Genomic DNA, 16,920 nt, shown 5'->3' with positions numbered 1-16,920 from the left:
TTGATTCTGGCTTGCTTACGAAAATCCTTGCGGATTTTCTATTCGGTTTTTATTTGCTAAATTTAGTGCTTAACCACGCAACTAATCATACACGAACACGTTACCTGCAATTTAAAACAAACGACATTGCTTCCATTCAACCATAGGGAATTTAATGAAGAAAATAAAAATATACGGAGCAAGACAAAACAACCTAAAGAACCTATCTTTAGAAATACCAAAGAACAAAATAACCGTCTTTACAGGCGTTTCAGGTTCAGGAAAATCTTCCTTGGTTTTTGAAACCATTGGAGCAGAGGCTCAACGCCAAATCAACGAAACCCAAAACAGCTTTGTAAGAAATCGCTTAATGCGTTTTGGAGTAGCTGACGTTGATAAAATCGAACATCTCAACGTACCAGTCATCATCAACCAAAAACGTTTGGGTGGAAACGCTCGTTCTACAGTTGGCACATCGACAGACATTTATGCTACATTACGACTACTTTTTTCGAGAGTAGGCAAACCTTTTGTTGGTTATTCAAATGTATTCTCTTTCAACCATCCACAAGGAATGTGTTCGACTTGCAATGGTTTGGGTTATGTTACCAGTATCGACACGAACACATTGTTCGACAGAACCAAATCATTGAATGAGGGAGCGATACAGTTTCCAACCTTTCAACCCAATGGTTATCGTTGGTTAAGATATGTAAATTCAGGTTATTTTGACAACGATAAAAAGTTGAAAGACTATACAGAAGAAGAATGGAACTTGTTGCTTCACTCGGAAGAACATAAACCAAAGAACCCTTCAAAAGATTGGGGAAAGACGATGCAATATTTAGGCGTTTTACCTCGAATTCAAAGGGATTTCCTAAATAAGAACTCAAAAGAAGAAAAACTACGAAAAAAGGAGTTACGCAAAATTATTTCGACAGAAGTTTGTCCTGAATGTTCAGGCAAAAGGCTGAACGGCAAAATTCTGTCCTGTAAAATCAATGGCAAGGCCATTGCTGATTGTACTTCACTTTCGATTGATGACCTATTGTCGTTTATCCAAACAATTTCATCCGACACGTATGAAACCGTTATCAACGAACTGACAAAAAAACTTCAAAATTTAGTTACCATTGGTCTTCAGTACCTTACATTAGATAGAGTTACCACTACCCTTTCAGGTGGCGAATCGCAACGGATTAAGATGGTAAAACATCTTGGGAACAGCTTGGAAGATTTACTGTACATATTCGATGAACCGAGTATTGGACTTCATCCAAAAGATTTGGACAATATCTCAAAAATCATAAAACAAATAAAGGCAAAAGGCAACACAGTCTTAATCGTAGAACACGACCCAGACTTGATTAAATTGGCTGACCATGTTGTGGATTTAGGTCCACTTTCAGGTGTAAACGGTGGCGAAATTGTTTACCAAGGCAATTTTGAAAATTTGAAAAAATCCAAAGGAAAAACAGGACAATATTTTTCCCTTTCAAGACAAATCAACAAAAATCCAAGAGAGTTTAGTGCTACGATAAAAATTACCGATGCCGATTTATATAATCTTAAAAATGTTTCAGTAGAAATTCCAAAAAATGTTCTGACCGTAGTTACAGGCGTTGCAGGTTCAGGCAAAAGCACCCTTATTAGTAAAGTGTTGCCAAAACAATTTCCTAAAGCGAAGATAATTGACCAGTCGCAGATTAGAGGTAGTTCAAAGTCTAATTTATTGACCTATTTAGGTGTCTCGGACAAAATAAGGCGCTTGTTTTCAAAAGCAAATGATGTTAGTATTAAACTTTTTAGCAGTAATAGTGAGGGAGGTTGCGAAAATTGCAAAGGTCTTGGAGTAGAAAAGATAGATTTAGCTTTTATGGACGATATAGAGGCACCTTGCGAAGTATGTGGCGGAAGTGGATTTAAACCACAGGTTTTAAAATATACCTACCGAAATAAGAATATTGTAGAGGTATTAGATTTAACCACTTTGGAGGCAAGGTCGTTTTTTGACCAAAATGATTTTGCGACCGATTTTGATTTATTAATCGACTTAGGGTTGGACTATTTAAAATTAGGTCAACGATTAAGCGGTTTTTCGGGTGGAGAAAGACAGCGACTAAAACTAACAAAGGAGATTGACAATGAAGATAATCTAATTGTTTTGGACGAGCCGAGTACAGGACTGCATCCATTCGATACTAAAAAGCTAATGTCGATTTTGAACAAACTTGTAAACCAAAATAATACGATTATTGTCATTGAGCATAATTTAGATATTATTTCAAAAGCGGATTGGATTATTGATGTTGGAGAGGGAGCAGGAAAATATGGAGGAGAAATTATTTTTGAGGGAACTGTAGAAAAGCTATTGAATCATAAAAATTCAGCGACAGCAGAATATCTACGAAAATATTTAGAAATAAAAAGCAGGTAACAATGTATATAAAAAATAGGCGAAACAGTAATAAATTCAAGGCTTTTAGCTCTTATCAAGCTTTGTACTTAACTGAAAGTTTAGTGCTTCAAAATCGCCTACTTTTCATATACTAACCGTTAGGCAACATTTTAAATGAACATCTTCAAAAGAAAAACAAAAAAGAAACATATCGAACAATTCGGACTAAAAGTGGCTGAATTGTTAGAAACTGTAATGCCCCAAATTAAGACAGCAATTGAACTTTCTAAAATTTACGGAATTAGTTTTATGCACAAACCGAATGGAATTTATATTTCTCGCGGTTACAATCCAAAACAATTTGAAATTATTCACAGAAACCATAAAACCTGCTTTAATCTAATTGGAATTTCTGTTTGGAACAAAAAAGAAAACATTTATCAACCTATTAAATTATACTATCAATCTGACGGATTAACGAAAATTGAAATTGACAATCCAGAGTATTTTCATATTACATTTAACTTAGACAAAATCCAAAAAGGCAAAATAGAACTTGAACATCTCGAAATTGAAAACCCTGACCAAAAGACAGCGGAAAAAATATTAAAATCGTTGACTAAGGAACAAATTGAACTTTTAGAATTAGACTACACGTTTGAAATTGAATTCCAAGAAAATCTTTACTATACTATTTTAGATATGGAAGACGGAAATTATATTGCAATAGACAAAAAAGGAAAAGTATATAGATTAAACCACGACCACGAAAGAATGGTTAAACTTATCGCTAACAATCCGAATGATTTCTTTAAAATTTACAAAGGACAAAAAAGCGAATTAGAAAATATAATGTATGAATAAAAAAACGTCGCCTAACAACTGTTTTGCACAATGGCTTGGGCTTGGTTTTTCCTTCGGAAAAACCTCTACGAATCGAAATTTTGTCTATATTTGTTATGGTCAGTCTTAAATCACAAGCCACTGATGCAAAGCAGCAAAACGTTAGCAACAATTTTCTTGAAGCCAAACATAGATTTTATCTCTTGTAGGTGTATCACTCACACCCCATTTTAACGCATCTAACTTTATATGTTCTGGAAACATATTCCAGTATTCCATAATCTGTTCGTTTGTTAAATCTTCCTTATCTAATGCGTTAAAAATCACATCGTGTAAAGTGTTTAAATCGTCTTGGTCAAATTCTACTTTTGTTAAATCAAATTTCATAATTAAAACTGTTGCTAACAAGGTATATATACAATACCCTATTAAGGTTTGTGTTAAATTTTAATATCCGTGCTTTGGGTACTGCATATATACCCAACCGTTGTAAGTAATGCGGAAATCGAGCTAAACTTGAACATTTGAAATAAAAACGCCAACGCTCAAACAGCACATTTATTTTTTTACCAACGCGAAAAGCCAACGCAGAAAAAAATAAAAGAGCTGCTTTTTTCCCTCGCACACATCTGAATTCTCAAGAATATTTTTATATTTGACAAAAAAAGTCAAATTATGTTGGACACAATAGTTTCAATTGGAGATACCTTAAAAGAAATACGCGAAACAAAAGGTTTTCATCTACAAGAAGTTGCTGATAAAACTTCAATTAACTACACCTCATTAAGCCGAATTGAAACAGGGAAAAGACTTCCAACAAAACCACAAGTACAAAGTTTAGCTCAATTTTATAGTTACAGTGAAAATGACTTGATTAGACAACTAATTAGTGACAAAATAATCTATGAAGTTCAAAATGAGGATTTAGGTCTTGAAGGTTTTCATCTGGCAGAACAAAAATTAAAATATGGATTAAATCTTTTCAATGACTATAAGAATCAAGATAAGTTCCAACTACAAAGTCGCAGATATATTGGAAATAAAGCAAAATTGACAGATTGGATAATGGAAATTATTGAATCTGAAACAGAAGGTAATGGAACATTTATTGACATTTTTTCTGGAACTTCAATTGTAGCAAAATCTGCAATGGAAAAATATAAAACCGTTATTCTAAACGACATACTCTACTCTAACAATGTAACTTATCAAGCATTTTACGGTACATTAAAATGGAATTCTAACAAACTTGTTGAGTTAGCAAATGAATACAATACTTTAAACTCAAAATCTATAAGAGAAAACTATTTTTCAAAAAACTTCGGAGGTAAATTTTATGAAAAGGAAGTTTCAAAACAAATTGGATACATAAGACAAGATATTGAGAAAAAGAAAAAAAATAATGACCTAAATTCGAGAGAATACGCAATTTTACTCACTTCATTAATTTATACAATTGACAAACTTGCAAATACTGTTGGTCACTTTGACGCATATATTAAAAAACCAATTACAAAAAGACCTTTGAATTTTAAATTAATTCAAACTTCTGATTTTAAAGGAGCAAAAATATATCAAGAAGATGCGAATGAATTAGTTAGGAATATCAAAGGAGATATAGCCTATATCGACCCACCATATAATTCAAGACAATACAGTAGATTTTATCATATTTACGAAAATCTTATACAATGGAAAAAGCCAAAATTATACGGAGTTGCATTAAAACCTGAACCAGAGAATATGAGCAAATATTGTACTGTTCAAGCAAAAGACACTTTTAAGGATTTAGTAGAAAATTTGGATGTAAAATATTTAGCTGTTTCTTACAATAACACATATAAATCAAAAAGTAAATCTTCCAAAAACAAAATTACGCTCGAAGAAATAACGGAAATACTTAATAATGTTGGAGAAACTAAAACTTTTGAGCAATCACATACATATTTCAACACAGGAAAAACCGATTTTAACGACCATAAAGAATTTTTATTTCTAACAAAAAAATATGACAAATAAAAACAAAGCATTTCGTTCACCTTTATTTTATGTTGGAGATAAATACAAACTCTATCCAAAAATTAGTAAATATTTTCCTAAAACGATAAATCGTTTTATCGAGCCATTTACTGGTGGAGGTTCTGTTTTCCTTAATGTAAATGCAAACGAATATTTACTAAACGATATTGACTCAAATGTTATTGAAATTCACAACTTTTTGGAAAGACAATCTAAAAACCCTGATTTGTTTTTCAAAAATGTTTTTGAAATAATTCAAGAATACAAATTATCACATTCATACATAAAAGACATTGTTCCTCAAGAATTGAGAGAAAAATGGAAAAAAACTTATTACGCAAAATTCAACAAAGAAGGATTTAATAAACTTAAAAAAGATTATAATTCTGGTAAGGCTAATTCAACTCTTCATTTGTATGTTCTTTTGATTTATGGCTTTAATCGTATGTTAAGATTTAACTCAAAAGGAGAATATAATCTACCTGTTGGAAATGTTGATTTTAACAAAAACACTTTAACTGCATTAAATAATTATTTTGATTTAATTAAAAAAAAGAATACAACTTTTCACAATTTAGATTTTCTTGACTTTTTTGAAAACATAAATTTTCAAGATGATGATTTCGTATATCTTGACCCACCATATTTGATTACGTTTAGCGAGTATAACAAATTATGGAATCAAGAAACAGAAGAAAGATTACTCAAATTTCTTGAATATTTAGATGAACAAAATATCAACTTTGCGATATCTAATGTAACTCACTATAAAGGAAAAATAAACGAACAGTTTTTAAAATGGAGTGAAAATCATTATTCTATAGATATTAAAAGCAATTACATTAGCTATCACGACAATTCTAATAAAGAGTTTAAGGAGGTTTTGATAACAAATTATAAAGCAAATAAAATCTCTTCATTAAAAACTAAAACTTCAAAAGAAGTTGAAATATATAATTAGTAAATGGCAAGATATAAACAAATTACATTCGATTCAGCTGTAAGAAACCCTGAAAGATATATTGGTATTTTAGAATGTATAAAAGAGTTTGAGGGATTGGTTTTAAATGATGTAAATCTTTTAAAAATTGTATCAAAATTATACCTCGAAGGTATTGTATCAAGCGACAAGATTACAATTGAAGATAATACTACAATTGAAGATATTCAAGATTTAGTTATTGAGGTTAATGGGTCAAAAAAAGCAATAGGCGGTTTTCCTGCTGGTTATGCTTCTCGATTTCATCATTATACTTGGCTTCCAAAGGAATTAGGATTTGTTTACGCAAGATATGATGAGCCATTTTTATTTTCTCAAATCGGTAGAATGTTTGTAGATAAAGAATTAGCCGAACAAGAAGCTTTTTCAGTTCAAGCTATGAAGTACAACAGTAAATCGCCTTTCAGAAAAAACGATAATGATTTTAATTTTTTCAAATTTATTATTGGTGTATTATTAAAAAAGTCCCGAATAAGTTACGAACAGTTTATTGTGGCTACTTTCAGTAGAAATGGAGATGTAGAGGAGTTTATCAAAATTACAGAAGAAAATAGCTTTAATAGTCCTGATGAAGCTTATGATTTTTTAGAAGCAAATGGATATAATGTTACAAAATTTGATACTGTAACTAAAACATATCCTGATGTTTTAAGGAGAGTTTTAATAATTTCTGGCTTTATTTCTATTAGATATATTGGCAAGAGAATGATAGAATTAAATGAAAACAAAAGAGAATATGTTAATGAACTATTATCAGTTGACTTCCATTTATCAGAAGAACAAAAAAAGAATCCAAAAGAGTATTTTGATGCTTTAAACTCTAAAAATGACGAATATTTAGAAATAGTTTATAAATATCGTGATGAAGATAGAATAGATGGTAACCTTTATTTAAACAAGATTTTCAGCATAATAGATGAATATAATATTGACGAAGAAATAATTATTGAGAGTATAAACAAAATTGGTTCAAGGAGTTCTGTAATTGACGAATTTATGGAGATTCCAGACCCTTTAAAGTTAGAGTTTTATGTTTCAATTTTAATAGCCATAAAATATGGTAAAGAGTTTGCCATAAGACCAAACTATAAAGCAGACCATATTGGAAAACCATATTCTCACGCACCAGGAAATAAAGGAGATATAGAAATCTTTTCAAACGATATTTATTGGTTGATAGAAGTAACTTTAATTCGCAATAAAACTCAACAATTAAATCACGAAACAGCTAATGTCATAAGGCATTTATACTCGAATGAAGAGTTTGATGATAGATTAATTAAATATTTATCATTTATTGCACCCACAATTCATCAAGATGTGAGGGAATTTTTTGATTACTCAATTGTAAAAAGCAAGTCGAGTGATTATGATGTAAATATAAAACCTTATACATTACCTGAATTTATAGAAGTCACACAGGTTAACGAAAACTTTGAAGATATGACTAACTACACAAAGGATGTTTTTGAGAGTTTTAGAAATAATCTGAATTAAGCCAACGCTCAAAGCCATACACATTCGCAATTCGCTACAGCCAACGCTAAGCCAAAAATTGCAAAAGAGTATGTCTTCTGCCAACGCTAGCAAGTTTGCGGAAAGAAAAAAAGCACTACTTACAACAACGTGTATAAAACATAGCTATTATAGGCTTTCCGAGAGGTTTTTGTATATTTACAAAGTCGCCAAATTTTTTATTTGGTTATATTTATAAAAGAAAATAAAACATAAAAATAAAAAATTCGGCTTGTGCTAAATCCGAAAAGTTAGCGTTTATTTATACGCTACGTTTCATACACAATACCGTTGGCAAACATTTAAGAGAATCGTTAACTAATTGAAAATCATCGTTCACTCATCTAGAGTTTCGGAATTACTAAACAAAGAATAGATTTGAAAATAATCTAAACTGAATGAAAAAAATTGGACTAATACTTTTGACAATTCTGCTGAATCTCAATTTGAGTTTCTCACAAACCGAATCTGAAATTGATTTACTATTAAACGGAATTTCGGAAACGGAAAACTCTAAAGAAATAATAAAAACGGAACAAGCTAAAAAGATTATTGCTTTTGGAGAAAACTCGCTAAAAACTCTTGCGGAATTTTTTACTGACTCAACTCTGACTAAAGTTAAATCGGAATGTCAAGAGCGGAATTTAACGAAAGGAGAAATTGCAATTATTATCGCTGACCGAATTGAGAGAATGCCATATTTTATAGTTACTGGAGTTCAAAACTGTACGATGGAATTTTGTGAAAATAATCCGAACTTAATTGAATATTATTTACCTTGGATTGAGAAAGATGACGGGAAATCATTTAAAGAAAAATATATCAATTGGCTCGCAAGTTATGACCGGAAATCAAAAAGTGAAAGACGGAAAGAAAAGCGGAAATTGAAAAAAGAGAAAATATAAAAACGATTTGCCAACACCGTATATAAAAAATTGCTGGTTTTGTGCTAAATCAAAGGTCGTTGCATGTTTGCTACGTCTGATTTTCCTTCGGAAAATCCTCGCACGCAAACACGCAACTTTCCATATACAAACACGTTGTACGCAAGCTGAAAAAACTCACTCGAATTGAAAAAAATCACGCTGATATTATTAATCGGACTTATAATTGGACTTGTATTTGTCGCTTTGTTTTGGACAGATTTTGTTCCTGAAAAAAATCGGATTGAAATAACTAACGAATTTATTATAAACGATAATTGGGACGAATACAACCACGCAATCCTAATTGATAAAATGATTGTATTGGACAATCGTTTGGACGTTTTCTCAAATGGTTTTATAAAAAATTCTCACTATTGGGATTTTGAAAACTCACTTGAAAAGGACAATTCTTTTACTTGCAGTTATTGGGGAAATGAATCGTATATAAAAGACAAAATATATTTTGACAAAAATAATGGTTGGAACTGGAACGTAAACGGAATTGAAAAACCGACAATTGGAAAACTTGAAAACGGAACTTGGTATAAATTTTCAAACCTCTTAATGAATACCAAATATTATAAATATGTGTATGTGGACAGTATTGGAAAAACACACGTTTTTAGTGTAAATAAAGCGAATTATTAATAAAAAAAGCCAGCGTACAACACCGTATATAATCCATAGCTAGTGCTGGCTTACTTACGAAAATCCTCGCGGATTTTCTATCTGGTTTTTATTTGCTAACTTTCGTGCTAACACACGCAACGTATCATATACAAACACGTTGGCAACAATATCCAAACCGAAAACATTGAGATTTAAAACAACATTTTTCATATCATTCTTTTTATGCGTTTTTTCGGCATTTGGTCAACGGACTTTAAGTGGAAAAACTATTGACCAATTTTTGGAAAGTGCAATTGGAATAACAATATTCGACAAGGATACAATCAAAATCGGACAGTCAGACTTGAATGGTTATTTCAAAATTAAATTACCCAAAGAAACGGATAAATTAATTTTTGCTGGAGTTGGCTATGAATGGGCAACAATTTCAGTTCCAAAAGAATGTGAAAATCTAGAGATAATTCTGTTTTTGGCTTCTACATATGATTTTATGTCACCAAGAAAAGTTGACAGACTACGCAAAAAAGAGTTTGAAAAATTAACGGAATTGCACTCTCAAGCTTTTCAAAAAGGAATTTTCAAAACCGAAAAACCTTGTGTCATTAGAAAGTTTGAACTAGACTTCCCAAATCTTGACGAAATTCGAAGACAAGATAAATTGAGAAAGAAACAGATTAAAACAAAATTTAATGAACTGAAAATAGGAGATATTATAAAAGTTCCGTACAATGTAATTCAAAGACATAATGGTACAGACATTACAACTTTGAATCCATATTCATATACTTATGATGGAGAAAACTTTGATTGTATTATCAAAGGAGTAATTACTAAGAAAAATAAACGTAAGGGCGGATATAATCTAGTATACAGAGTTATTGATTATCCTGATTGCAATTACGATAATATGGTTATTAATGAACCATACTATCCTAGTCAGAAATTGAAAATTGGAGAAACAATTAAGTTTAACATGAAATATTCTAAGGTGCTAAAAAACAAATAAATACAGTTGCCAACACCGTGTATAATTCATTGCTAGTTATAGCTTTCTTACGAAAGTCCTCGCGGACTTTCTATCTGTGTTTTATTTGCTAACTTTAGTGCTTAAACACGCAACGAAATCATACACAAAACCGTTAGCCACAAGTTGAAAAGACAGCAATGAAAGAAACATTCATCGGACATAAAATTAAAATACTGAATTCAGAAAAAACAGGAATTACTCTTGAATTGAATAGTTGGAGTTCCGAAAATATGGAGGAAAAATATTCTGTCAGTTTCGACAACGAAAATATTATTGAGCGAATTGCAGAGAACCATCTTTCTTTCGGAGAAAAAGTCTCTAAAACTGATTTTTTTCATCGATTAATAAGAGATATACGAGTGTCAGACGAAGCAACAAGGGAATTTGCTTCAGCAATTCTTTGTGACTTTCTTGAATTTGATATTGCAGATTTTGATTTAAACATCTTAAAACTCGGAATTGAAAAAGTAATCGAACAATTAAGAATCGAAAAGAATGCTAATGTTGAACAAAAGTTAGCGGAAGGACTTTTTGAATTTATTTGGCATAAAAGATTATCTAAAAAGGAGGAAATAGAATTATTAGAACGACTAACCGAAATCGACTCATACCAAGTATGGAGCTATTTAGGAGATGAAATAGTTGAGGATATTAAAAGTTATAATTCTAAAAAACTGAATGAATATTACTCTGAAAACATAGAGAAATGGAAAGAGAAAGACATTCAATTATATGGAAAAGAAAAAGCTGAAAAATATTATAACGAACTAAATAAAACCAGTGGCTAACAATGGTAACCGTTGCACAAGCTTAAATTCTGAATAAAATCAACATAATAAAGCCTCTTTAAGAGGTTTTATTATTACCGGTTCAGTATTAGAATGTCACTTTTTGATGCCTTAGGAATACTGAAAACATATCTTGGACAGTACTTTTTATAAAGACCTTAAAAGCAAGCTTTGCTAGCCCACTATTTGAACGTTTCAGTTCAAATTTCAGGTACTTCTTAAGGTTATAGGCGATTGCGGAGAGGTGCATCACCTTGTTGGCCTGTTCCAGACCTATCGTATTTATCTTGCGCATGCCCATGAACTGGGTGAGGGTACCGAAAACGGGTTCTACGGTGCTTTGTCGTTTACCCTTCATATACCTGCCCTGTGGGCTCTCGACCCTTGCGATGTTCCGTTCGTATTCCGCCCGATAATACGTGACCGAGAACTGTTTCTCGTTGACCTTTCCAAGGCAGCTTTCCATGATCGAGCAGCCCTTGCAGATCTTGCTCGACGCGCGGTACGCCTTCTTTTTGGTCTTGGTCCGGCTGTCAAGGAACACTTTTTTGAAAGGGATCACCTTGCCCTGTGGGCATAGATAATTGTCGTGTTCCCTGATGTACGTAAACCCATCGGGACCACCTTTATAGGTGCCATGCGGTGGAATGAAACTTTTTAGCCCTTGGTTTTCCAGAAATGCATAGTTCTCCCCGCTACTATACCCCGTATCGGCCACGCAGTTTTCAAATACCAGACCTTGTTGCCATAATCTTCTTTGCAAGCGTTGTACGATATCCTGTAATTGCTGGTTATCCTTTCCATCTGCATGGTACGCCCTGATGTCGGTTATAACATGATGCGCCGTGTCAACACTAAGTTGAGAAAGATAGTTCAGCTTTCTGGCCTTGCCGGGTTTCACACTTATCCTGGCATCGGGGTCCGTTGGGCTATAATGTGTTTTGTTACTGGTGTACTTCGCACCTTTATTACCTGCACCGGGTCTTTGATCCTGATCCTTCGCCCACTTCTTGTTACGGCTCTTTATCGCATTCAGCTCCTTTCCACTTGCGGTAATACTACGATCGCCCTTATCCGCTTTATTATCCTTGGACTTACGGTGTGGCACTTCCCTGTCCATGGCGCTGATCGCCCGTATCCGCACCAAGTGCTCCTTTAGTTCTTCCTCGGGCACTTTCAGTTCCAAGGTATCCATACTCGCGTTCGCCTTTACCGGTGCCGAATCTATCGCTTGGGTATGACCACTTACCATTCCCTTTTCTATACACAACTGTAAAATATTCGTGAACACTTCCTCGAAAACGGACTCTGGAAACAGTTGGCGTGTACGGCTTATGGTACTGTGCCATGGAAGTTCCTCATCAATGTCATAGCCTATGAAATAAAGAATGTCCAAGCGCATCGAACAATGCGCAATCAGTTTACGGTCGCTGATAAGGTTCTCCAGATAACCCACCAGACAAAGCTTGAAGAACACCACGGGGTCTATGCTCTTTTGACCGCTCTCCCCATAATAGGGCCGAGTCAACTTATAGAGGAAACCAAGATCAAGGGCGGATCCCAAACGCCTGTAAAAATTGTTCTTCGGTATACGTTCACTAAGTTGGAAACTAGCGAAAAGCTTCTCCTGGTACTCCTTTTTTCCCTGCATACAACAAGTTACGATCAAATGTCCGATCGGCAAGGATCAGAGCTCGATATTTTTTATATCTTGTGCAACAGGCACAATGGCTATAAGTAATTGCTTGTTCTCGCCTACTTTGGAAATTTCGCAGGAATTTCCAACTTGGTGTGTACTTGCAAAATTAAGTACTAAACCACGCAACTACTCATAGCCGATACCGTTGTAATCAATAGCTCAAAAAAAAAGCACAAACATCTAAATGAAGAAAATAGTAGTCGGCATTTTTACCGTGTTTCTTTTGTCAAGTTGTTTATGGGACGAAGAAACACAAACCAAACACTTGACTAAGGATTTCAATTTAGGTTGGTGGTCAGAGCCCAGATATAGAGCTCTTTTTAAAAATTCGGATAGTACTAAATATGGAGGTGCTGTTCTAATACCTGAAACGGTTTTTGCCGTAGGTTTTAATGACAATATAATTATTGCAAAACAACATCCAAATAAGCAAGAAGAAATTTCGGCTCGACTTTTTAATAGAGATAGTACTGGATATTATCGTTTGAGTAATCCCGCAGACACCGTGTACATTTGGAGTGGCGATAGTATTTTTAGAAAAAATGGACATTGGTACCACATAAGTAACGGCTGGAATCCACCAGACAGTTTGTTCCCTTATAAGAAAAAAACAAACTATTATATTATCGATATTAGCGATAGTAACAAAAACACGTGGAATAGTAAAGAGAGAGTATATAAATACACCACTGAATCGGACTTTAAAGAAGGTAGAAAAAATCTTGGTGTACCAGATGATTTGAAATTTAATTTTCTAGATAGAGAATTGGAATAAAAATAAATACTCTAGATGGACCTTACTCTGACGTAACCGTTGCGCAGATGGACTTCACTCGGATGGAATAAAAACCAGAACGCAAAGATTCGTGCTTACTCAAACGTGTCGCTACTGATTACAACAAAACCTAAACGTAATGCGGACTTTAGGGCAGAACCGAAAGGTCTGTGTATATTTATAAAGTCGCTAAATCTTTAGGATTTAGCTTTGGACAAGAAAAGAAAAAGCGAAACCAAAAGCTTTAGCTTCGTGCGCAGACGGAAACGAAAAGTTTCCTTACTACCGCACTACGCTTAGCCCAACCGTTGTGCTTAATTTAGAATAACTGAAGAGAATCAGCACAACCATATTCATGGATGTCAAGTAAATACAACAGAAATAAAACTTCTCATTAGGTTTTATAAAAATAAAGTGTATATTTGCACCTAAATGAAAAACAGAAACATTATAGCATCTATTTTGGAAATCGTGATTATTAGTCACGAAAGATAAGGATGCCTATAAATGAAATATATTTATTAAAAGCCATCCAGTTAGGATGGCTTTTTTTTGATTAAAATTTCAGAATAAACAAACAATGAAAACACAAAATTTAAATTCAATCTACTTGATGACTACTATAATAAGCAAAATTATTATTAGCATAATTATTTTACCGCCCAGGTGAGAATGTAATTGTATTGATATAATATAAAAGCCCTTCTCAAAAAATATGAGAAGGGCTTTTTTTTTTGACTAAAAAATTAATAAACACAAAATAAAAAAATGTATTACAACAAAGAAACCCAAATATTTTTGGATGGCCAATGGATAAAAGCCCAAAATGGAAAAACGAATCTGTATAGTCAAACGCTACATTATGGAGCTGGTGTTTTTGAAGGGATTAGATCTTACAAAACAGATAAAGGCGCAAATATTTTTAAAGCTAAAGCACATTATGAAAGGTTGCATTATTCAGCAGAAAAAATGCACATCAATCTGAAGTATTCTGTTCAGGAATTAATTGATTTAAGTTATGAATTACTAGAAAGAAACCAATTGGAAGATGCTTATATCCGTCCTTTGGTTTATTTAGGCGAAAATATGTCTCTTCAACCCACAGAAGATGTTCACGTAATGCTTTGCGCTTGGCAATGGGGAAGATATTTAGGCGATACGCAGCTCAAATTAATGACTTCATCTTTTCAGAGACCCAATCCAAAATCTTGTTTTGTAGAAGCCAAAGTAAGCGGTCATTACACCAATTCTTTATTGGCAACTACCGAAGCGAAGCAAAAAGGTTTTGATGAAGCTTTACTTTTGGATATGAACGAAAATGTGGCCGAAGGACCTGGAGCAAATTTCTTTTTTGAAAAAGACGAAAAATTATTTACTGCACCATTGGGAAATATCCTTTCTGGTATAACACGACAAACTATTTTTGAATTAGCAGAAGATTTAGGTTTTGAAGTAGTAGAAAAGTTTTTTAAAGTTGAAGAAGTATATCAGGCAGATGGAGCCTTTTTCACAGGAACGGCAGCAGAAGTTGCTGCAATTGGAAGTTTGGACAATCACAGTTTCAATTTGCCTTGGGAAAAAACTTTAGGCTATCAATTGGAAGATGCTTATCAAAAATGTGTTCATATAAAATAAATAAAAATGGAATTAAATAAATACAGCAAACGCGTAACTCAAGACGATTCGCAACCAGCTGCAAAAGCAATGTTGCACGCAATCGGCTTAACAAAAGAAGATTTTAGTAAACCTTTTGTGGGCATTGCTAGCACGGGTTATGAAGGTAACCCTTGTAATATGCACCTCAACGATTTAGCACTTGAAGTTAAGCGCGGTACCAAAAACGCCAATTTAGTAGGTTTAATATACAACACTATTGGTGTAAGTGACGGTATTTCTATGGGAACTCCAGGAATGAGATATTCATTACCATCAAGAGATGTAATCGCAGATTCTATGGAAACAGTAGTGGAAGGAATGTCTTATGACGCATTGGTAACAGTTGTTGGTTGCGACAAAAATATGCCTGGCGCATTAATGGCCATGCTCAGAACAAACCGACCAGGTGTTTTGGTTTATGGCGGCACAATTGCTTCTGGTTGTCATAAGGGTAAAAAACTGGATGTCGTTTCCGCTTTTGAAGCTTGGGGACAAAAAGTGGCTGGCAAAATGGATGAAGTAGAATACCAAAATGTAATAGAAAAAGCCTGCCCTGGAGCTGGTGCTTGTGGCGGAATGTACACAGCAAACACTATGGCATCTGCTATTGAAGCTTTGGGAATGTCTTTGCCATACAATTCTTCAAACCCAGCCTTAGGAAAAGAGAAAAAAGTAGAAAGTATAAAGGCTGGTGAAGCCGTTCGTTTATTGCTTGAAAAAGACATTAAACCAAAAGACATTGTTACCAAAAAAGCATTAGAAAATGCCATAAGATTAGTAATGATAATGGGCGGCTCTACCAATGCCGTATTACACTTTTTGGCAATTGCCAGAACTGCTGAAGTGGAATTTACCTTAGATGATTTTCAAAGAATAGCAGATACAACTCCTTTTTTAGCAGACTTGAAACCAAGCGGACAGTTTTTGATGGAAGACGTTCACGAAATTGGTGGAATTCCTGCGGTTTTAAAATATTTATTGAAAAACGGTTTATTACACGGAGATTGTTTAACCGTTACAGGAAAAACTTTAGCCGAAAATCTTGAAAACGTTCCAGACTTAAAAGCCGGTCAACAAATTATAAAACCATTAGAAAATCCTATAAAAGAAATGGGGCATTTAAGAATACTGAGAGGAAATTTATCGCCAAAAGGTGCTGTTGCAAAAATTACAGGAAAAGAAGGTCTTCAATTTACTGGAACTGCAAAAGTGTTTAATTCAGAATATGACGCTAATGATGGTATAAGAGATGGAAAGGTTCAAAAAGGAGACGTTGTCGTTATAAGGTATGAAGGGCCAAAAGGTGGTCCAGGGATGCCTGAAATGCTTAAACCTACTGCGGCAATTATTGGTGCTGGTTTGGGAAATGACGTTGCCTTAATAACTGACGGTAGATTTTCAGGTGGAACACACGGCTTTGTAGTAGGCCACATTTCACCAGAAGCACAAGTTGGTGGACCAATTGCTTTTGTACGAAATGGTGATAAAATAACCATTGATGCTATAAAAAACACCATTGATTTTGATGTTTCGGAAGAAGAATTATCAAAACGAAAAACCAATTGGAAACAACCCGATTTAAAACACAAAAAAGGCGTGTTGTATAAATATGCAAGAACCGTTTCCTGTGCATCTGAAGGTTGTGTTACAGATGAATTCTAATTA

At 33.7% G+C, this 16,920-nt stretch carries 14 protein-coding genes; 12 read left to right on the top strand and 2 right to left on the bottom strand.

Going from position 1 to position 16,920, the window contains the following annotated elements:
* Positions 1-154 precede the first annotated feature (154 nt).
* Positions 155-2,416: an ATP-binding cassette domain-containing protein gene (locus BTR34_RS16175; protein ID WP_068485139.1), complete on the top strand. Its 2,262-nt coding sequence runs from the start codon at positions 155-157 to the stop codon at positions 2,414-2,416.
* 135 nt (positions 2,417-2,551) lie between these two features.
* Positions 2,552-3,241: a hypothetical protein gene (locus BTR34_RS16170; protein WP_068485138.1), complete on the top strand. Its 690-nt coding sequence runs from the start codon at positions 2,552-2,554 to the stop codon at positions 3,239-3,241.
* Positions 3,242-3,382: 141 nt separating this feature from the next.
* Here the strand turns inward: BTR34_RS16170 and BTR34_RS16165 are convergent, their stop codons facing one another.
* Positions 3,383-3,607: a hypothetical protein gene (locus BTR34_RS16165; RefSeq protein ID WP_068485137.1), complete on the bottom strand. Its 225-nt coding sequence runs from the start codon at positions 3,605-3,607 to the stop codon at positions 3,383-3,385.
* Positions 3,608-3,895: 288 nt separating this feature from the next.
* On the opposite strand from BTR34_RS16165, the gene BTR34_RS16160 reads away from it, so the two are divergent.
* The 7 genes from BTR34_RS16160 to BTR34_RS16130 all read left to right on the top strand — a co-directional run bounded on the left by BTR34_RS16160 (position 3,896) and on the right by BTR34_RS16130 (position 11,125).
* Entirely contained in the window at positions 3,896-5,239 is a 1,344-nt protein-coding gene (locus BTR34_RS16160; protein ID WP_082960183.1) for a DNA adenine methylase, read from the top strand.
* A complete protein-coding gene (locus tag BTR34_RS16155) occupies positions 5,229-6,200 on the top strand; it encodes a DNA adenine methylase (RefSeq protein WP_068485136.1) in 972 nt (323 codons plus the stop codon). Before BTR34_RS16160 ends, BTR34_RS16155 begins: the two co-directional genes overlap by 11 nt.
* A 3-nt stretch (positions 6,201-6,203) precedes the next feature.
* Entirely contained in the window at positions 6,204-7,736 is a 1,533-nt protein-coding gene (locus tag BTR34_RS16150) for an AlwI family type II restriction endonuclease (protein WP_068485135.1), read from the top strand.
* Positions 7,737-8,152: 416 nt separating this feature from the next.
* On the top strand, positions 8,153-8,659 hold the full coding sequence (locus tag BTR34_RS16145; protein ID WP_068485134.1) for a hypothetical protein: 507 nt from the start codon (positions 8,153-8,155) through the stop codon (positions 8,657-8,659).
* 165 nt (positions 8,660-8,824) lie between these two features.
* Positions 8,825-9,328: a hypothetical protein gene (locus tag BTR34_RS16140; RefSeq protein WP_157483868.1), complete on the top strand. Its 504-nt coding sequence runs from the start codon at positions 8,825-8,827 to the stop codon at positions 9,326-9,328.
* Between the two features lie 139 nt (positions 9,329-9,467).
* Positions 9,468-10,316, top strand: coding sequence for a peptidase associated/transthyretin-like domain-containing protein (locus tag BTR34_RS16135; protein WP_074472155.1), 849 nt, complete (start codon positions 9,468-9,470; stop codon positions 10,314-10,316).
* A 158-nt stretch (positions 10,317-10,474) separates the two neighbouring features.
* A complete protein-coding gene (locus BTR34_RS16130) occupies positions 10,475-11,125 on the top strand; it encodes a hypothetical protein (protein WP_068485822.1) in 651 nt (216 codons plus the stop codon).
* A gap of 88 nt (positions 11,126-11,213) precedes the next feature.
* On the opposite strand, the gene BTR34_RS16125 is transcribed toward BTR34_RS16130, so the two are convergent.
* Complete coding sequence (locus BTR34_RS16125) at positions 11,214-12,776, bottom strand: IS1182 family transposase (RefSeq protein ID WP_068485162.1); 1,563 nt, start codon at positions 12,774-12,776, stop codon at positions 11,214-11,216.
* A 232-nt stretch (positions 12,777-13,008) separates the two neighbouring features.
* Between BTR34_RS16125 and BTR34_RS16120 the strand changes: the two genes are divergently transcribed.
* The 3 genes from BTR34_RS16120 (at position 13,009) to ilvD (ending at position 16,917) form a co-directional block, all read left to right on the top strand.
* Positions 13,009-13,599 carry a hypothetical protein gene (locus tag BTR34_RS16120; protein ID WP_068485143.1) on the top strand — a complete coding sequence of 197 codons (591 nt, stop codon included), beginning with the start codon at positions 13,009-13,011 and terminating at the stop codon, positions 13,597-13,599.
* A gap of 768 nt (positions 13,600-14,367) precedes the next feature.
* Positions 14,368-15,234, top strand: a complete 867-nt coding sequence (locus tag BTR34_RS16115) for a branched-chain amino acid transaminase (protein WP_068485144.1) — start codon at positions 14,368-14,370, stop codon at positions 15,232-15,234.
* A gap of 6 nt (positions 15,235-15,240) precedes the next feature.
* Positions 15,241-16,917 (top strand): dihydroxy-acid dehydratase, encoded by a 1,677-nt coding sequence (ilvD, locus tag BTR34_RS16110; protein ID WP_068485145.1) that lies wholly within the window; start codon positions 15,241-15,243, stop codon positions 16,915-16,917.
* Positions 16,918-16,920 lie beyond the last annotated feature (3 nt).

Source organism: Maribacter hydrothermalis (genome assembly GCF_001913155.1).
GTDB classification, from domain to species: Bacteria; Bacteroidota; Bacteroidia; order Flavobacteriales; family Flavobacteriaceae; genus Maribacter; species Maribacter hydrothermalis.
Note: the sequence above shows the minus strand (reverse complement) of the source record. Positions and strands in the feature narration are given on the sequence as shown.